This is a genomic window from Streptomyces sp. NPDC093260 (genome assembly GCF_040683715.1).
GTDB lineage: Bacteria > Actinomycetota > Actinomycetes > Streptomycetales > Streptomycetaceae > Streptomyces > Streptomyces sennicomposti.
Window position 1 is genome coordinate 36150 of the sequence record NZ_JBFBEK010000017.1, and the last position, 14494, is coordinate 50643.

Annotated in this window: 11 protein-coding genes and 1 pseudogene; 9 read left to right on the top strand and 3 right to left on the bottom strand. The window is 74.1% G+C overall.

Translation table 11 applies throughout. The features are described from left to right. Positions 1–75: 75 nt before the first annotated feature. The 3 genes from AB0N63_RS21960 to AB0N63_RS21970 all read left to right on the top strand — a co-directional run bounded on the left by AB0N63_RS21960 (position 76) and on the right by AB0N63_RS21970 (position 3658). The gene (locus AB0N63_RS21960) at positions 76–744 is read left to right on the top strand and encodes a response regulator transcription factor (RefSeq protein WP_365530687.1); all 669 of its coding nucleotides are present in this window, start codon (positions 76–78) and stop codon (positions 742–744) included. 176 nt (positions 745–920) lie between these two features. Continuing rightward, a complete protein-coding gene (locus tag AB0N63_RS21965) occupies positions 921–1616 on the top strand; it encodes a DUF4255 domain-containing protein (protein ID WP_365530688.1) in 696 nt (231 codons plus the stop codon). After that, on the top strand, positions 1613–3658 hold the full coding sequence (locus tag AB0N63_RS21970) for an ATP-binding protein (RefSeq protein WP_365530689.1): 2046 nt from the start codon (positions 1613–1615) through the stop codon (positions 3656–3658). Before AB0N63_RS21965 ends, AB0N63_RS21970 begins: the two co-directional genes overlap by 4 nt. Before the next feature lie 52 nt (positions 3659–3710). On the opposite strand, the gene AB0N63_RS21975 is transcribed toward AB0N63_RS21970, so the two are convergent. From AB0N63_RS21975 to AB0N63_RS21985, 3 genes and pseudogenes are all read right to left on the bottom strand, one after another. Then, a complete protein-coding gene (locus AB0N63_RS21975; protein ID WP_365530824.1) occupies positions 3711–5129 on the bottom strand; it encodes a ricin-type beta-trefoil lectin domain protein in 1419 nt (472 codons plus the stop codon). 1 nt (position 5130) lies between these two features. Beyond that, positions 5131–6591: an RICIN domain-containing protein gene (locus AB0N63_RS21980; protein ID WP_365530690.1), complete on the bottom strand. Its 1461-nt coding sequence runs from the start codon at positions 6589–6591 to the stop codon at positions 5131–5133. A gap of 393 nt (positions 6592–6984) precedes the next feature. Beyond that, a pseudogene (locus AB0N63_RS21985) lies at positions 6985–7167 on the bottom strand (hypothetical protein); the annotation flags it as partial. Between the two features lie 276 nt (positions 7168–7443). On the opposite strand from AB0N63_RS21985, the gene AB0N63_RS21990 reads away from it, so the two are divergent. The 6 genes from AB0N63_RS21990 (at position 7444) to AB0N63_RS22015 (ending at position 14494) form a co-directional block, all read left to right on the top strand. Then, a complete protein-coding gene (locus tag AB0N63_RS21990) occupies positions 7444–9063 on the top strand; it encodes a phage tail sheath subtilisin-like domain-containing protein (protein ID WP_365530691.1) in 1620 nt (539 codons plus the stop codon). Between the two features lie 55 nt (positions 9064–9118). Then, positions 9119–9562 (top strand): phage tail protein, encoded by a 444-nt coding sequence (locus AB0N63_RS21995; RefSeq protein ID WP_009190922.1) that lies wholly within the window; start codon positions 9119–9121, stop codon positions 9560–9562. Then, positions 9562–10065, top strand: coding sequence for a hypothetical protein (locus AB0N63_RS22000; protein WP_365530692.1), 504 nt, complete (start codon positions 9562–9564; stop codon positions 10063–10065). The genes AB0N63_RS21995 and AB0N63_RS22000 overlap by 1 nt, the downstream gene beginning before the upstream one ends. Beyond that, the gene (locus tag AB0N63_RS22005) at positions 10062–10220 is read left to right on the top strand and encodes a DUF6760 family protein (RefSeq protein ID WP_019983125.1); all 159 of its coding nucleotides are present in this window, start codon (positions 10062–10064) and stop codon (positions 10218–10220) included. Before AB0N63_RS22000 ends, AB0N63_RS22005 begins: the two co-directional genes overlap by 4 nt. Before the next feature lie 3618 nt (positions 10221–13838). Then, a complete protein-coding gene (locus tag AB0N63_RS22010; RefSeq protein ID WP_019983127.1) occupies positions 13839–13961 on the top strand; it encodes a hypothetical protein in 123 nt (40 codons plus the stop codon). Between the two features lie 110 nt (positions 13962–14071). Continuing rightward, complete coding sequence (locus tag AB0N63_RS22015; RefSeq protein WP_009190918.1) at positions 14072–14494, top strand: phage tail protein; 423 nt, start codon at positions 14072–14074, stop codon at positions 14492–14494.

Genomic DNA, 14494 nt, shown 5'->3' on the forward strand with positions numbered 1-14494 from the left:
CGCCGCAGGAATCTGAGGACGCACGCCCGCCGCCGAACCCACAGGCGACGGGCCCGCGGACTTGGGGGAAGACGGTTGCTCAGCTCATCCGGCACCACCCGCCCCGGTACGGCCGGCCCTGCCGACCGGACACCGGTGGCAGTGCACGCCACGGACCCGATCCTGCGCGAGGGGGTACTCAGCCAACTGCGCCGGTATCCCGAAGTCGACCTCCGGGAGGAGTCGGGTTCCGGGCCGGGCACGGTGGCGCTGCTCGTGGACGACACGCTCGACGAGGCCGCCCTGGCCCGGCTGCGCCGACTGGTGCGCGGCGAGGGCGCGCGGGCGGTGCTCGTGGTCAGCTCGCTGCGCGAGGCCGGGCTGCTCGATGTCATCGAGTGCGGGGTGGGCGCCATCGTGTGGCGGCACGAGGCCACCGCGCACCGCCTGGTGCAGGCCGTGCTCGCCGCCGCGCGCGGCGACGGCGACCTGCCCGCCGATCTGCTCGGCCGGCTCATCGACCAGGTGGGCACGCTGCACCGCAACGCGGCCGGGGTGGCCGGGGTGCCGGTCTCCGGGCTGACGGCGCGCGAGGTGGACGTGTTGCGGCTGGTCGCCGAGGGGCTGGACACCGGGGAGATCGCGGGCAAGCTGTCGTACTCCGAGCGCACGGTCAAGAACGTCATCCACGGCCTCACCACCCGGTTGCACCTGCGCAACCGGGCCCATGCCGTGGCGTACGCCCTCAGGGAGGGCTACATCTGAGTCTACGGGCAGCGCCGGGTGACCTCCCGGGCAGCACGGTGTGCCCCGCCGCCGTCCCCGGCACGCCTGCGGACACGGCCGGGCCGGGGGCAGGATCGGTCACGGCCGGGTGAACGGCGGACACAGCACGGCCGGACGTACGGCGGCACGGAGCACGGCAGGGCGGGAGCGCGACGGTGATCCACGAGGTGGACGAGGTCCTCAAGTCCCTGCTGGAGGGCGGGGCGTTGGCCGGCTCCGGCATCGACGTCGCCTTCGACGCCCCCACCCGCGACTGGGCCGCCCGGCGCAACGCGCCGACGATCAACGCCTACCTCTACGACATACGGGAGGACGTGGCCCGACGCCAGCGCGGCCAGCTGCCCGTGGTGGACGACCGGGACGTGGTCGTGAAACGGCGCCGGCCGCCGCGCTGGTTCCGGCTGTCGTACCTGGTGACGGCCTGGACCCGGCAGCCGCAGGACGAACACCGGCTGCTGTCGGCGGTGTTGGCCACGTTGCTGCCCCGCGAGCTGCTCGCCCCCTCGGAACTCCCCGGAGCGCTGGGCGCCCTGGGCATGGCCGTGCCGCTGTCGGTGGCCGGCAGCCAGACGGAGTCCCGGTCGCTGGCCGAGATCTGGTCCGCGCTCGGCGGCGAACTCAAGCCGTCCCTGGACCTCGTGACCACCGTGCCCTTCCCCTCCTACCCCGACTACGACGCCGGCCCGCCCGTCACCGAGGGCGCGGTGGTCCGCGTACGCCGCCTGGACGGCGCCGACACGGCCGAGCCGGAGGAGCGCGCCCACCGGCCCCCGCAGGTGGCGGCGGTGCGCGAAGCCCGCGCGGCGGCCCGGCGCGCCCGCGGCACGGACGGAACGGGCATCGCGCCATGACCGCCCCGAGCACCCCCGTGCACCGGCCCGCCCCCGGTGTCCCGGCATCCGACCCCGGCGACGCCGACGCGCTGCTCACCCGCCTCGCCGAGCTGCGCGGGCGGGTCGCCGGGCTGGTCGAGGAGCGGTCGGCGGCCGACCCCACGGCCGGCGATCCGCTGCGCGGCCTGTATCTGTCGGAGGACGCGGTACGCCGGCTGCTGCGCCCGGCGGAGCCCGCGCCCGGCCCGGCGCCCGAGGACCGGACCCCCGCCCCCGCACCCGCGCAGGACCCGGTGGCCGGACTGTGCGCGCGGCTCGGTCTGACGGAGCTGGACGCCGCGTTCCTCGTCATCGCCCTGGCCCCCGATCTCGACCGCGCCTTCGAACAGCTGTACGGCTATCTGAACGACGACGTGAGCCGGCGGCGGGCCACCGTCGCCCTCGCTCTCGACCTCTGCGGCATCCCCGTCCACTCGGCGACCGCGCGGGCCCGGCTGCACCCCACGGCCCCGCTGGTCTCGCTCGGGCTGCTCACCGTGGAGGAGCCCGAACGCCCTTTTCTCAGCCGGTCGTTGCACGTACCCGACCGGGTCGTGGCGCATCTGCTCGGCGACGACACCCCCGATGCCGCGCTCGCCGCTCATCTGCGCCCGCTGCCGGAACCGCCGCACCTGACGGATGACGGCGACGAGTTCGCCCGCTTCACCGAGCTGCTGGCCGCCCGGCTCACCGCCGCTCCCCCGCTCACCGCCTATCTGCGCGAGAGCCGCGAGGGCGACGGACTCTCCTGCGCCGCCTCCGCCCTGCGCACCGCCGGACTCCCGGCCCTGCACTTCGCCGGCCCCGAGGACCGGGTGCCCGACCTGCTGCGCGAGGCCCGGCTGAGCGGCGCCGCGATCGTCCTCTCCACACTGCCCGAGGAACCTGGTCGTCTGGTGCGGGAGTTGGCCGCCTCCGGCGTACCCGTACTGATCACCGGCACCCGGCCGTACGACCCCCAGTGGTGCGACCACGGGACAGGCGACCCGCTGGTGCTGGAGGCGCCCCGGCGCGGCACAGGCGCGGTGCTCGCCTGGGCGGCCGTCCTCGGGGCGGAGCCCGGCTTCGACCTGGCCGCCACCGTCGCGCCGTACCACCTGCCCGACGACCGCGTCACCCGGGCCGCCCGCGCCGCGCGGGACCTCGCCGCCTTCGAGGGCGCCGAACTGACCGCCGCCCATCTGCGCGCCGCCGCCCGCCGGCAGTCCGCCTCCGGCCTGGAACAGCACGCCCGCCGCATCCGGCCCGCCGTCGACTGGACCGACCTGGTCCTGCCCGAACGGCCCCTGACCCAGCTGCGCGAACTCGCGCTGCGCGCGCGCCACCGCGACCGCGTCCTCGGCGACTGGCGGCTCAGCGCGGGCGGCGGCCGGGGCCGGGGCGTCCTCGGTCTGTTCGCCGGCGAGTCCGGCACCGGGAAGACGCTCTCGGCGGAGGTCGTCGCCGCCGAACTCGGCCTGGACCTCTACGTCGTCCAGCTGTCGTCCGTGGTCGACAAATACGTCGGCGAGACCGAGAAGAACCTGGAGCGGATCTTCACCGAGGCCGACCGCACCGACGCCGTGCTGCTCTTCGACGAGGCCGACGCCGTGTTCGGCAAGCGCTCGGAGGTGAAGGACTCGCACGACCGGTACGCCAACATGGAGAGCGCCTATCTGCTCCAGCGGCTGGAGTCCTTCGACGGCATCGCGCTGCTGACCACGAACCTGCGCGCCAACATCGACGAGGCGTTCACCCGGCGCCTCGACCTGGTGGTCGACTTCCCCTTCCCCGACGCCGGGCAGAGGCTGGCCCTGTGGCGGCACAGCCTCTCCCACGTGCCGTGCGAGGACGGCATCGAACTCGGCGCGCTGTCCGCCGACTTCGAGCTGGCCGGCGGTTCCATCCGCAGCGCCGTGGTGACCGCCGCGTACCTCGCCGCCGGCCGCGGCGGCACGGTCGCGGCGGCCGACCTCCTGGAGGGCGCCCGCCGCGAGTACCGCAAGGCGGGGCGGCTGCTGCCGGGGGACGGTTCCTGGTAGCCGCGGGGCCGATCACCGCCCCGCGGCCGCCTCGGTCAGTACCGCCTCTCGGTCAGTCCTGGACCCGCCACTTCTGGTTCGGGGTTCCGGCGCACGTCCACAGCTGGAGCTTGGTCCCGTTGCCGGTGCCGTTGTCCACCGCGTCCACGCACTTGTTCGCCTGCGGGTTCACCAGGTCGCCCTGGGTGCTCAGCACGAACGTCTGCGCCGGGTTGCCGCTGCACCGGGCGAGCTGGATCGCCGCCCCGTCGTCCTTGGACCCCCACGCCACGTCCATGCACATGCCGAGCGAGCGCACGGTGCCGTCGCCGAGGAACTGCCACTTCTGGTTGGGGGTGCGCTTGCAGTCCCGGATCTGGAGCCGGGTGCCGTCGCGGCCCACGCCGTCCTGGCCGCCGGTGACGTCGACGCAGCGGTTCGATCCCTGGCCGATGATCAACTGGCCCGCGGCCTCGGCGGGCTTGGGCTTCGGCTTGGCCGGGGAGCCGCCACCGCCGCCCGACCCACCGGACGTGCCCGAACCCCCCGACCCACCGGAGGAACCGGAGGTGTCCGGCGGCGCCCCGGTGCCGCCTCCACCGCCCGGCTTCTCGGACTCCCCGCCCCCGGGCTGCGCCGGAGCGGGCTCCTTGGGCTGCTCCGCGGGCGCGGAGGGCAGTGGCCTGCTCGGTTCCGCTGAGGGCGCGAGCGTATTGCCGGCGGCGGCCACCCGCTCGGTGGCGCCGCTGCTGACGTTGGGCTTGTAGGCGATCCACAGCATCGTGAAGGTGATGCCGAGCGCCAGGAACACACCGAAGAAGGTGGCCAGCCAGCGGGGCAGGAACCCGCGCTGGACGTACGTGCCCTCCACCGGCAGCGGGTTCGCGCCCGAGCGCTGCACGGACAGCGTGTACGGCCGCTGCTCCTTCGCACCGAACCAGATGATCTTCCGCGGCTTCAGCGTCGCCTTCACGAACGCCGCACGGCCCGGCTCGATCTGCACATTGCTCGGATGAAGGTCGTACGACAACTGATCACCGTTGTCGCTCCCGCTCACCGACGCCGTGACCTTCGTATTGCCCAAGTTGTCCACGGCAAGGCGAGGACGCCCCCGGAAACGGCCCTTCACCGTCGGCGGAACCAACTCCGCCCGCACCTCCGTGAACGGCGTGATCGTGAGGTTCCCCTCCGGAACCGTCACCGCCTCCGGATGCTCCGTCGGCGTGATCCGCACCGCGTACGGATTCGGACCCGCCGTCGCGTCCGGAGTACGGGGTGGCGCGAACGTCAGCTCCACCGTCCCCGTCGTACCCGGGTACAACCGCAGCGTCTGCGGCTCCACCGTCGTCCACGGCGCGATGTCACCCACCGGCTCGAAGCGATATTCGTCCACGACGTCACCGGTGTTGCGCAACCGCAGCCGCACACGCGCACTGCCACCCGGATCCACGGTCGCGGAGGCGGGCTCCAGAGAGGTCCACAGACCGGCCATGTCACTCACCCGCCGGTGACTTCTGGGGAATGATCAGCCACTCCTGGTCGTCGGTGTTGGAGCAGTCGAAGATCGTCAGCGGGGTGTCGTTCCCGCCGACGCTGTAGCCCGCCACGTCCAGGCACTTGTTGTCGCTGGCGAAGTTGCGGATCCAGTAGGCGCCGCTCGGCTGCTTCTCGGCCCACCACAGCTGGTTGTCGGCGGTGGTGCCGTCGCAGGTGTACTCGGCGACCGGGGAACGCAGGGGCGCGGCACCGTAGTCGGAGAGGTCCATGCAGAACCGGTCCTTGACGTTGCGGATCAGGAAGAGGGGCACACCGCCGGGGCCGCCCTTCGGGTACGTCACCTCAAGGTCCCACAGCTGGTTGTCGTGCGAGGTGCCGTCACACGTGTACTCGCGCACGGGTCCGGCCTTGGTGCCCTTGTCGTAGCCCGGGATGTCCGCGCACTTCTTGGTCGTGGTGTTGCGCAGCACGACGTTCGAGGCGGGCACGACCGGCTTCGGCTTCGGCTTCTCCTTCTCCGGTCCGCCGCCCGAACCGCCGCTGCCGCCGCCACCGCCGGAGCCGCCGTCACCCCTGCCGCCGCCGTCGCCCCCGGCCGGCGCCTCGGGTGAACGCTCCGCTGGGGAAGGGGGCGGCGGGGCGGGCAGGACCGGGGAGGCCGAGGGCGACGGCGCGAGCGTGCTGCCGGCCTCGGCGAGCTTCTCGGTGGCGCCGCTGCTGACGTTGGGCTTGTAGGCGATCCACAGCATGGCGAAGGTGATGCCGAGCGCCAGGAACACACCGAAGAAGGTGGCCAGCCAGCGGGGCAGGAACCCGCGCTGGACGTACGTGCCCTCCACCGGCAGCGGGTTCGCGCCCGAGCGCTGCACGGACAGCGTGTACGGCCGCTGCTCCTTCGCACCGAACCAGATGATCTTCCGCGGCTTCAGCGTCGCCTTCACGAACGCCGCACGGCCCGGCTCGATCTGCACATTGCTCGGATGAAGGTCGTACGACAACTGATCACCGTTGTCGCTCCCGCTCACCGACGCCGTGACCTTCGTATTGCCCAAGTTGTCCACGGCAAGGCGAGGACGCCCCCGGAAACGGCCCTTCACCGTCGGCGGAACCAACTCCGCCCGCACCTCCGTGAACGGCGTGATCGTGAGGTTCCCCTCCGGAACCGTCACCGCCTCCGGATGCTCCGTCGGCGTGATCCGCACCGCGTACGGATTCGGACCCGCCGTCGCGTCCGGAGTACGGGGTGGCGCGAACGTCAGCTCCACCGTCCCCGTCGTACCCGGGTACAACCGCAGCGTCTGCGGCTCCACCGTCGTCCACGGCGCGATGTCACCCACCGGCTCGAAGCGATATTCGTCCACGACGTCACCGGTGTTGCGCAACCGCAGCCGCACACGCGCACTGCCACCGGGGTCCACGGTCGCCGACGCCGGCTCCAGGGAAGTCCAAAGGCTCACCGGTCGACGCTATGGCCGGGCACTTCGGCGCGTCAGGAGTCGCCGGGGCACGATCGCTGCCCTAAGGGGAGGGAACGGCAACCCTCCCGGATCCGGCCGGACGCCACGGGCGCCGACCGGGCCGTACGGGAACGCCTCGGATTTCTTCGCCGGGGCTCCGCCGCCGCCTCCCTTCGCCTCCGAACCGCCGGAGGCGGCGCCGCCCTCGGCCTGCCCGTCGCCGCCTCCGTCCGCCGGGGTGCGAGTCCGGCCCCGTCGTCGTCCCGCCCGCCGCGGCGCCCCCGCCGCCGCGGGACGTCCCGCCGGCGGGCGACGCACCCATGGCGCTCGGCAGCGCGGTGGCCCCGGCCTCCGCCGGTTCCGCGGAGGCCGCGACGCTCACGTCGGGTTCGCGGTACCCGGACACAACCGCAGCGTCTGCGGCTCCACCGTCGTCCACGGCGCGATGTCACCCACCGGCTCGAAGCGGTACTCGTCCACGACGTCGCCGGTGTGTCGCAACCGCAGCCGCACACGCGCACTGCCACCGGGGTCCACGGTCGCCGACGCCGGCTCCAGGGAAGTCCATGGGCTCACGCGCCGACGCTGCGAACGGGTTGCGCCCTGGTCAGGCACCTCGCGCGGACAGCCACTGCCCGAACGGTCACCCCGCCCGGACCCGGCCGGGGACCGGCCGTCCTCCGCGGGCCGGGACGCGGCGGGCGGGCACGGACACCCCAGGTCACCGCGCGGCGGCCTGCCCTTGTGGGCAACGGGAGTGCCCCCACCCCGGCACCGCGGGACGTTTCGGCCGACGCACACCGCGCGCGAGGGTGGACCAGATCCTGACTCGTACCCCGAGGAGCGCGGAGCATGCCTTCCTACCTGTCGCCCGGCGTCTACGTCGAGGAGGTGGCCAGCGGTTCTCGCCCGATCGAGGGAGTGGGTACCTCGGTGGCGGCCTTCGTGGGGCTCGCCCCGGCCGGACCGCTCAACGAGCCGACGCTGGTGACCAACTGGAGCCAGTACGTCGCGGCCTTCGGTGAGTTCACCGACGGGTACTACCTGGCGCACTCGGTCTACGGGTTCTTCCAGAACGGCGGCACCGCCGCCTATGTGGTGCGGGTCGGCGGCTCCGCCGAGGGCGCGGCCCTGGACGCGGACGCGTCGAGCGGCCGGTCCGCCAAGTCGCCTGCCGCGGTGGGCGCTTCCGCCGCCCCGGCCGCGCTGCCGGCCGCCGAGCCGACCCAGCTCGGCACGTTCGCGGTGACGGCCATCGCCTCCGCTCCCGGCGGCGGCTCGCTGAGCGTGGAGGTCGCCGACCCGGAGGGCGAGGGCCCGGCCGAGCGGTTCCGGCTGATCGTCAAGGACGGCGACAAGGCGGTGGAGACCTTCGACGTCACGGCGAAGAAGGGCGGCCGCAACTACGTCGTCACCCAGGTCAAGGAGCGGTCCAAGCTCATCACCGTGACCGAGACGGTGCCGGCCGCGCAGCTGGTCCGCCCGGACAACCAGACGGTGACCGTGGCCGCCCCGGCGCCCGTCCCCGCGGTGCCGGCCGCCGACCCGGCGCGCGACACGCACCCGGGGCCGGCCGAGTACCTCGGCGACAGCGCGGACCGCACCGGCTTCGGCGGCCTGGAGGCCGTCGACGAGGTGTCGATGGTCGCGGTGCCCGACCTGATGGCCGCCTACCAGCGCGGCGCGATCGACCTGGAGGCCGTCAAGGCGGTCCAGCTCGGTCTGATCGCGCACTGCGAGCTGATGGGCGACCGGGTCGCGGTCATCGACCCGCCGCCGGGGCTCAACGCCCGCCAGATCAGGGTCTGGCGGCAGGAGACGGCCGGCTACGACTCCAAGTACGCCGCTCTGTACTACCCGTGGATCAAGTCCTTCGACCCGAGCAGCGGCCAGACCCGGATGATCCCGCCGAGCGGACACATCGCCGGCATCTGGGCCCGCAACGACGCCGAGCGCGGCGTGCACAAGGCGCCCGCCAACGAGGTCGTGCGCGGTGCGGTCGACCTGGAGACCCAGATCACCCGCGGGGAGCAGGACCTGCTCAACCCGATCGGCGTCAACTGCATCCGCGCCTTCCCCGGCCGCGGCATCCGCGTCTGGGGCGCCCGCACCCTCTCCTCCGACCCGGCCTGGCGCTACCTGAACATCCGCCGGTACTTCAACTACCTGGAGGAGTCGATCCTGATCGGCACCCAGTGGGTGGTGTTCGAGCCCAACGACCACGCGCTGTGGGCCCGGATCCGGCGGAACATCTCGGCGTTCCTGGTCAACGAGTGGCGCAGCGGCGCCCTGTTCGGGCAGCGCCCCGAAGAGGCGTACTACGTCAAGTGCGACGAGGAGACCAACCCGCCGGAGTCCGTGGACGTCGGCCGCGTCGTCTGCGAGATCGGCATCGCGCCGGTCAAGCCGGCCGAGTTCGTGATCTTCCGGCTGGCCCAGTTCTCCAGCGGCAGCGGCGAGTTGGAGGAGTAGGCCCGAGCGCCGCTCCGCCCGTCGCCCTCAACACCCCTAGAAGGACAGCGAACTCATGAGTCTCCAGCCGGGTGACGCCCTCACCTCGCACAATTTCGGCCTCCAGATCGACGGTGTGATGGTCGAGTACCTGGCCGAGGTCAGCGGCCTCAGCATCGAGCAGGACGTCATCACCTACCAGCAGAACACCCCGGGCGGCCAGAACGTGGTCAAGAACCTGCCGGGTGTGAAGAAGAACGGCACGTGCACGGTGGTGCGCGGCATGACCCAGTCGGCGTCGTTCACCCAGTGGATCAACCAGTCGATCACCGGCCAGATGACCACGGCCCGCAAGAACGCCTCCATCATCATGATGGACTTCCAGAACAACCCGGTGAAGCGCTACCACCTGCGCAACGCCTGGTGCAGCAAGATCGACGCGAGCACGGTCAAGGCCGGCGAGGCCGCCGCCCTCACCGAGACCGTGACGATCACGTTCGAAGAACTGGTCATCGAGTAATGCGGCGTACGGCTGCCAGGGCCGGCGGCGCCGTCGCGTACGCCGGCCCGGACGCGGCGGAGGCGCAACCCGCGCCGGAGGCGGCGGAAGCGCCGGCGGCCCCGCCGCCCCAGCTCCCGGTCCAGCAGGAGGCGCTGCGCACCGAGTTCCCCTTCCAGCTGCCGCGCGGGTACGTCGACGAGTCGGGCGCCGTGCACCGGGACGGGACGATGCGGCTGTCGACCGCGCGGGACGAGCTGGTCCCGCTGCGCGACGTACGGGTGCAGGAGAACCCGGCGTACCTGTCGGTCGTGCTGCTCGGCCGGGTCATCACCCGGCTGGGCACGCTGCCCATGGTCCACGACGGGATCGTGGAGAACATGTTCGCCTCCGACCTGGCGTTCCTCCAGGACTTCTACCGCCAGATCAACGCGGAGGGACACACCCGCGCCGCCGTGCGGTGCCCGCACTGCGCGGAGCCCTTCGAGGTGGAACTCGGCGGGAGCCGCCTGGGGGAATCGTGACGTACGCGACCGACCGGCTGCACGAGGAGATCGCGTACGTGGCCTACCACTTCCACTGGAGCATGGACGAGATCCTGGACCTGGAACACCATGACCGCCGCCGCTACACGGGCGAGATCGCGTCCCTGGTGACGCGCGCCGGGGCGGAGGGCTGAGCGGTGGGGTTCCTGGACCGGTTCCGCGGACGGGCGGACGACGGGGGTGACGTGTCCCCGGGGGCGGTGTCCTCCGGGGGTGCTGAGGCGTCTTCGGGGTCGGTGTCCTCCGGTGGCGGTGAGGGGCCGGTGTCTGCCGGCGGCGAGGTGTCGTCCCCGGGAGCGGTGTCTTCCGGTGGTGAGGTGGCGGCGGGTGGCGGCCGTGCGGTGGTGCCCGCGGCCTGGTCCGCGCTGCCGCCGATCCAGCGGGCGCTCGCCCCGAGCCCGGCCGGCGTCGCCGACCGCGGGTTCGGCGGCCGGCTGCCCACCTGGCAGAACCCGGCCTTCATGGGCATGGCGTCGCATGCCGTCCTGGACGGCCGCTCCAGCGCCCTGCTCGGCGGCGGCACAGCACAGCAGCCGTTGCCGGGTCGGCCGGTGACGGGGCTGGAGCAGCCCGCGGCGGCCCTGCCGTCGGCATCGCTGCCGTCCGCCGCGGGCCAGGGTCCTGTGGTGCAGCGGGCGCCGGCCGTGCCGCTGCGGTGGCTTCCGCCGCGGGGGGCCGCGGCGTCGGGGACGCCGTCGCCGGGGGTGCGCACGTCCGCGCCGCCGGTGGTGGATACTTCTGCCGCGCCCGTGGCGGGCACGTCCGTGCCGCCCGTGGTGAGCAGGTCCGTGTCGTCGTCATCGTCGGCGTCGGGTACGCCGTCGGGCGGGGGTGGTGCCGTGCGGCCGTCCGGTGGTTCGGGCGCGTCGCTCACGAGGGCGACCGGCGGGACGGTTCGTCCGGTGGTCGCGGCGGGGGCCGTCCGGCCTTCGGCTGCGGCCGGATCATCTGCCGGTGCGGCTCAGGGTGCCGGGTCCGCGGGTGCTCCTGCCTCCGGGGGTGTCGCCCGGTCCGTTGGCACCTCTGGTCCTGGGGGCGTCGTCGCCAGAACCTCGGCCGCGTCTGCCGGTGGGGCTGCCCCGGCCGGTGCGGGCGGCGGCCCCGCTCGCTCCGGTGCGTCCGGCTCCGCCGCGGTGGGTTCGTCGTCGAGCGGTTCGTCCTCGGTCACTTCGTCGTCGGGCGGTTCGTCCTCGGTCACTTCGTCGTCGAGCGGTTCGTCCTCGGTCACTTCGTCGTCGGGCGGTTCGTCCTCGGTCACTTCGTCGTCGGGCGGTTCGTCCTCGGTGGGTTCGGGTGTGTCGTCGCCGGCTGCCTCGGCCGCCGGCCCGGGGGCGGCAGCCGGTGCGGGCCCTTCCGCTGCGGGGTCTGCTGCGGGGGCGGGCGTTGCGGCTGTGCCCGTCGTACCGGTGGTGTCCCCTCAGGGGTCGGCCGCCCGCCCGGTGCGTCCGGCTCCTCCCTCCTCCGGACTGCGGGTGAGTCCGGTCCGCACGGGACCGGCGGCTGCGGCTTCTCCCGCGTCGCTCACCCGGACGCACGGCCGGGTGCTTCCGGTGTCCCGGCGTATGGCCGCGTCCCCGGCCGCCGCCGCGCCCGGAACGGCGAGCGCGCGTAACTCCGGTGACACGGAGGGTGGTTCACCTGCGCCCGTCGCCGGAAGTGACGGTCGCGCCGTGCCTGCGGTGCAGCGGACCGAGCTGTCGCCCGGTGGGCCGAAGGCGCCGTCGGCGCACGCCGGGGGCGAGAACGCCGCTCCGGTGCCGCCGGTCCAGAGGTCGGTGGGTTCGGCAGGTCCTGCGGATTCGTCGGGTTCGGCAGGTTCAGTGGCTTCGGTGGGCCCGGACGGTGCCCCGCCGGTTTCCCGCTCGGTGGCCTCCGCGGAGTCCCCGCTCCGGCCTCCGGGCACGCCGCCCGCCTCCGCGCGCATGACGAGCGTGGGCGCGCCCGGTGCCGTACGGCGCCCGGGTACCGGTGCGGTCTCCAGGGCACCCGAGCGGCCGAGCGGGGGGGCGCCGGACAGTTCGGCGGGCTCCGCGCCCCGGCGTTCGGGAGCGTCGAGCGCCGGGAGTCCGCCCGCTGCTGGGGGTGCGACTGCCGAAGGGCCCCGGCCCGTCGTACAGCGTCGGGCGTCGGCCGAGAGCGGTCGTACGGCTCCGTCGGGTCCGGCCCCGGAGCCCGGCACCCCGGCCCGGCCCACGCCCACCCCTTCCGGTACGGCACCGGCCGCGCCCACCCCGGCCACTCCCGCGACCCCGGCCCGCACGGTCGACTCCACCCGCCGCAGCGCGAAGAGTTCGGCTGCGGACGTACCCGTACAGCGGGCGCAGTCCGGTACGGCACCGGTCCAGGCCGCTCCCCCGGCCACGCCCCCCGTCGCTCCGGTGAGCCCGGTACAGACGGCGCACTCGCCCAAGGCCGCGCCCACGCCGGGTGCCGACCTCCCCGTACAGCGGGCGCAGGCGGACCCCACCGCCGCTCAGGGACCCGTGACCGGCCCTGCGACCGCCGCCCCCGTGGCGCGTCCGGCGGCCCCCGCCGCCTCCGGGAAGTCCAGGCCCCCGGCCGCCCCCGCCACCGAAACCCTCCGGCCGGCCGCCTCCCCCGCGGCCGACGCCCCGGGCCCGGCAGCCCCCGCGAGCGCCCCCGCGCCCGCCGCCCCACCGGTGGTCCAGCGCAGCGCCGGCCGTCCCGCACCGCGTCTCGGACTCGGCGCGCCGGTGTCGGCACGGCCCACGGCACCAGCCACCCCGCAGCCCCCGGTGGTCGCGCCGGCCGCTCCGCAGCCCGGCCCGACCGCCCCGACGACCTCGCAGCCCGGCCCGACCGCCCCGGCGACCGGACCGGACGGATCCGGCCGGCCCGGCCCTCCCGTCCAGCGGACGACCGCCCCGGCGGTCCATACGGCGTCGGAACGACCCGCCCAGCGGCCGTTGCCGGGCGAGTCCCCGCGCCCGGCGACCCGGCAGACCTCGTCGGCGTCCTCCCCGAGCGCTCCGCACGCCACTCCGGAAGCGCCCTCGCAGCATCGGCCGATCCAGTCGGTCCAGTCGGTCCAACGGAGTACAGCACACACACCGCAGCCCGCCCCCCGGCCCACGCGCCCCACCGCTCCCACCTCGACCGCCCTGCCGACAGACCACGCCACCCCCGTACCGAACGCCCCTGCTCTCCAACCGACTTCACCCGCCGCTCCCCTCACCGCTCCCGTAGGCACACCCCCGCTGCCCGTTCAGCGCGAGGCCGCTCCGGAGGCCGCCGCTCCCGCCCGGCGTCGTTCACCCCTCGGAGCGCCGCTGCCAACGGTCCCGGCCGATGTCGCCCCTCTCATCACCCCGGCGGCTCCCGCCCTCCCCCGGGCGTCCACCCCGGTCGCCGTGCAACGGACCGCGGCCGGCCCGGCGGCTCCGGCTCCGGCCACCCCTCTCGCCCCGCTCCCGGTGGCCCGCCTCACCTCGCCCACCCCACCGCCCGTACCGACCACGCCCCCACCACCCCCCGCACAACTGCCCGTGCCCCTCCCCGTGGTCCAGCGCGCCCCGAAACCCGACAAACCCGCGCCCACCCCGCACCACCCCCCGGCCGCACCACCCCCCGCCCACACGGCAACCGCGCGCACCACCGCGCCCCCACCGCCTCCGCCGCCCCGGACCTCGAGCACGGCCACGCCTCCGCCGCCCAGAACACCCTCGCCCACACACGCGAGCGCGCCTCCCGAGTACACGGAGATCCCCCCGGGCGGTTTCGACCCGAGGGAGTTGACCGACTTCCAGCTCGACGAGCTGGTGCACCGGATCATCGGCCGCGTCACCCGGCTGATCCGCACCGAACTGCGCCTGGACCGCGAGCGGATCGGCAAGCTCCGCGATCCGCGCCGCTGAACACCCGACGCCACGCGCCCACCACGCACCGGACACGGCACACCGCAACGAACCGCCCACCGCCCGCACCCACCAGGAACGACGGCGACCGAAAGAAAGGCCCCTCCTCGATGTCCCGCCAGGACCCGGGCTCCACCATCTGGTTCACCCTCAGCATCGACGGCGAGAGCCTCGGCTACTTCAACGGCTGCGAGGGCCTGTCGTCGCAGGTGGAGGTCGAGCACCGCCAGGAGGGCGGCAACAACGGCTTCGTCTGGCATCTGCCGACACGTGTGACGTTCTCCACGATCCGGCTGACCCGCCCGCTCACCCCTGACACCGCCAAGGTCGCCAAGTGGATCTCGTCCGTGCAGACCGGCATCAAGCGGCCCACCGCGCAGATCGCGGCGCTGCGCGCGGACGGTTCGGAGGTGGCGCGCTGGGGACTGATCGACGTGCTGCCGGTGAGCTGGACGGGTCCCACGCTCGACCCCGCGAGCCCGGCCGTGGCGACCGAGGTGCTGGAGATCGCCCACCACGGGTTCACGGACTGA

Coding starts and splice junctions, on each gene's coding strand:
- AB0N63_RS21995 (WP_009190922.1), top strand. CDS start 9,119: ATGAGTCTCCAGCCGGGTGACGCCCTCACCTCGCACAATTTCGGCCTC.
- AB0N63_RS21990 (WP_365530691.1), top strand. CDS start 7,444: ATGCCTTCCTACCTGTCGCCCGGCGTCTACGTCGAGGAGGTGGCCAGC.
- AB0N63_RS21970 (WP_365530689.1), top strand. CDS start 1,613: ATGACCGCCCCGAGCACCCCCGTGCACCGGCCCGCCCCCGGTGTCCCG.
- AB0N63_RS21975 (WP_365530824.1), bottom strand. CDS start 5,129: ATGGCCGGTCTGTGGACCTCTCTGGAGCCCGCCTCCGCGACCGTGGAT.
- AB0N63_RS22015 (WP_009190918.1), top strand. CDS start 14,072: ATGTCCCGCCAGGACCCGGGCTCCACCATCTGGTTCACCCTCAGCATC.
- AB0N63_RS22000 (WP_365530692.1), top strand. CDS start 9,562: ATGCGGCGTACGGCTGCCAGGGCCGGCGGCGCCGTCGCGTACGCCGGC.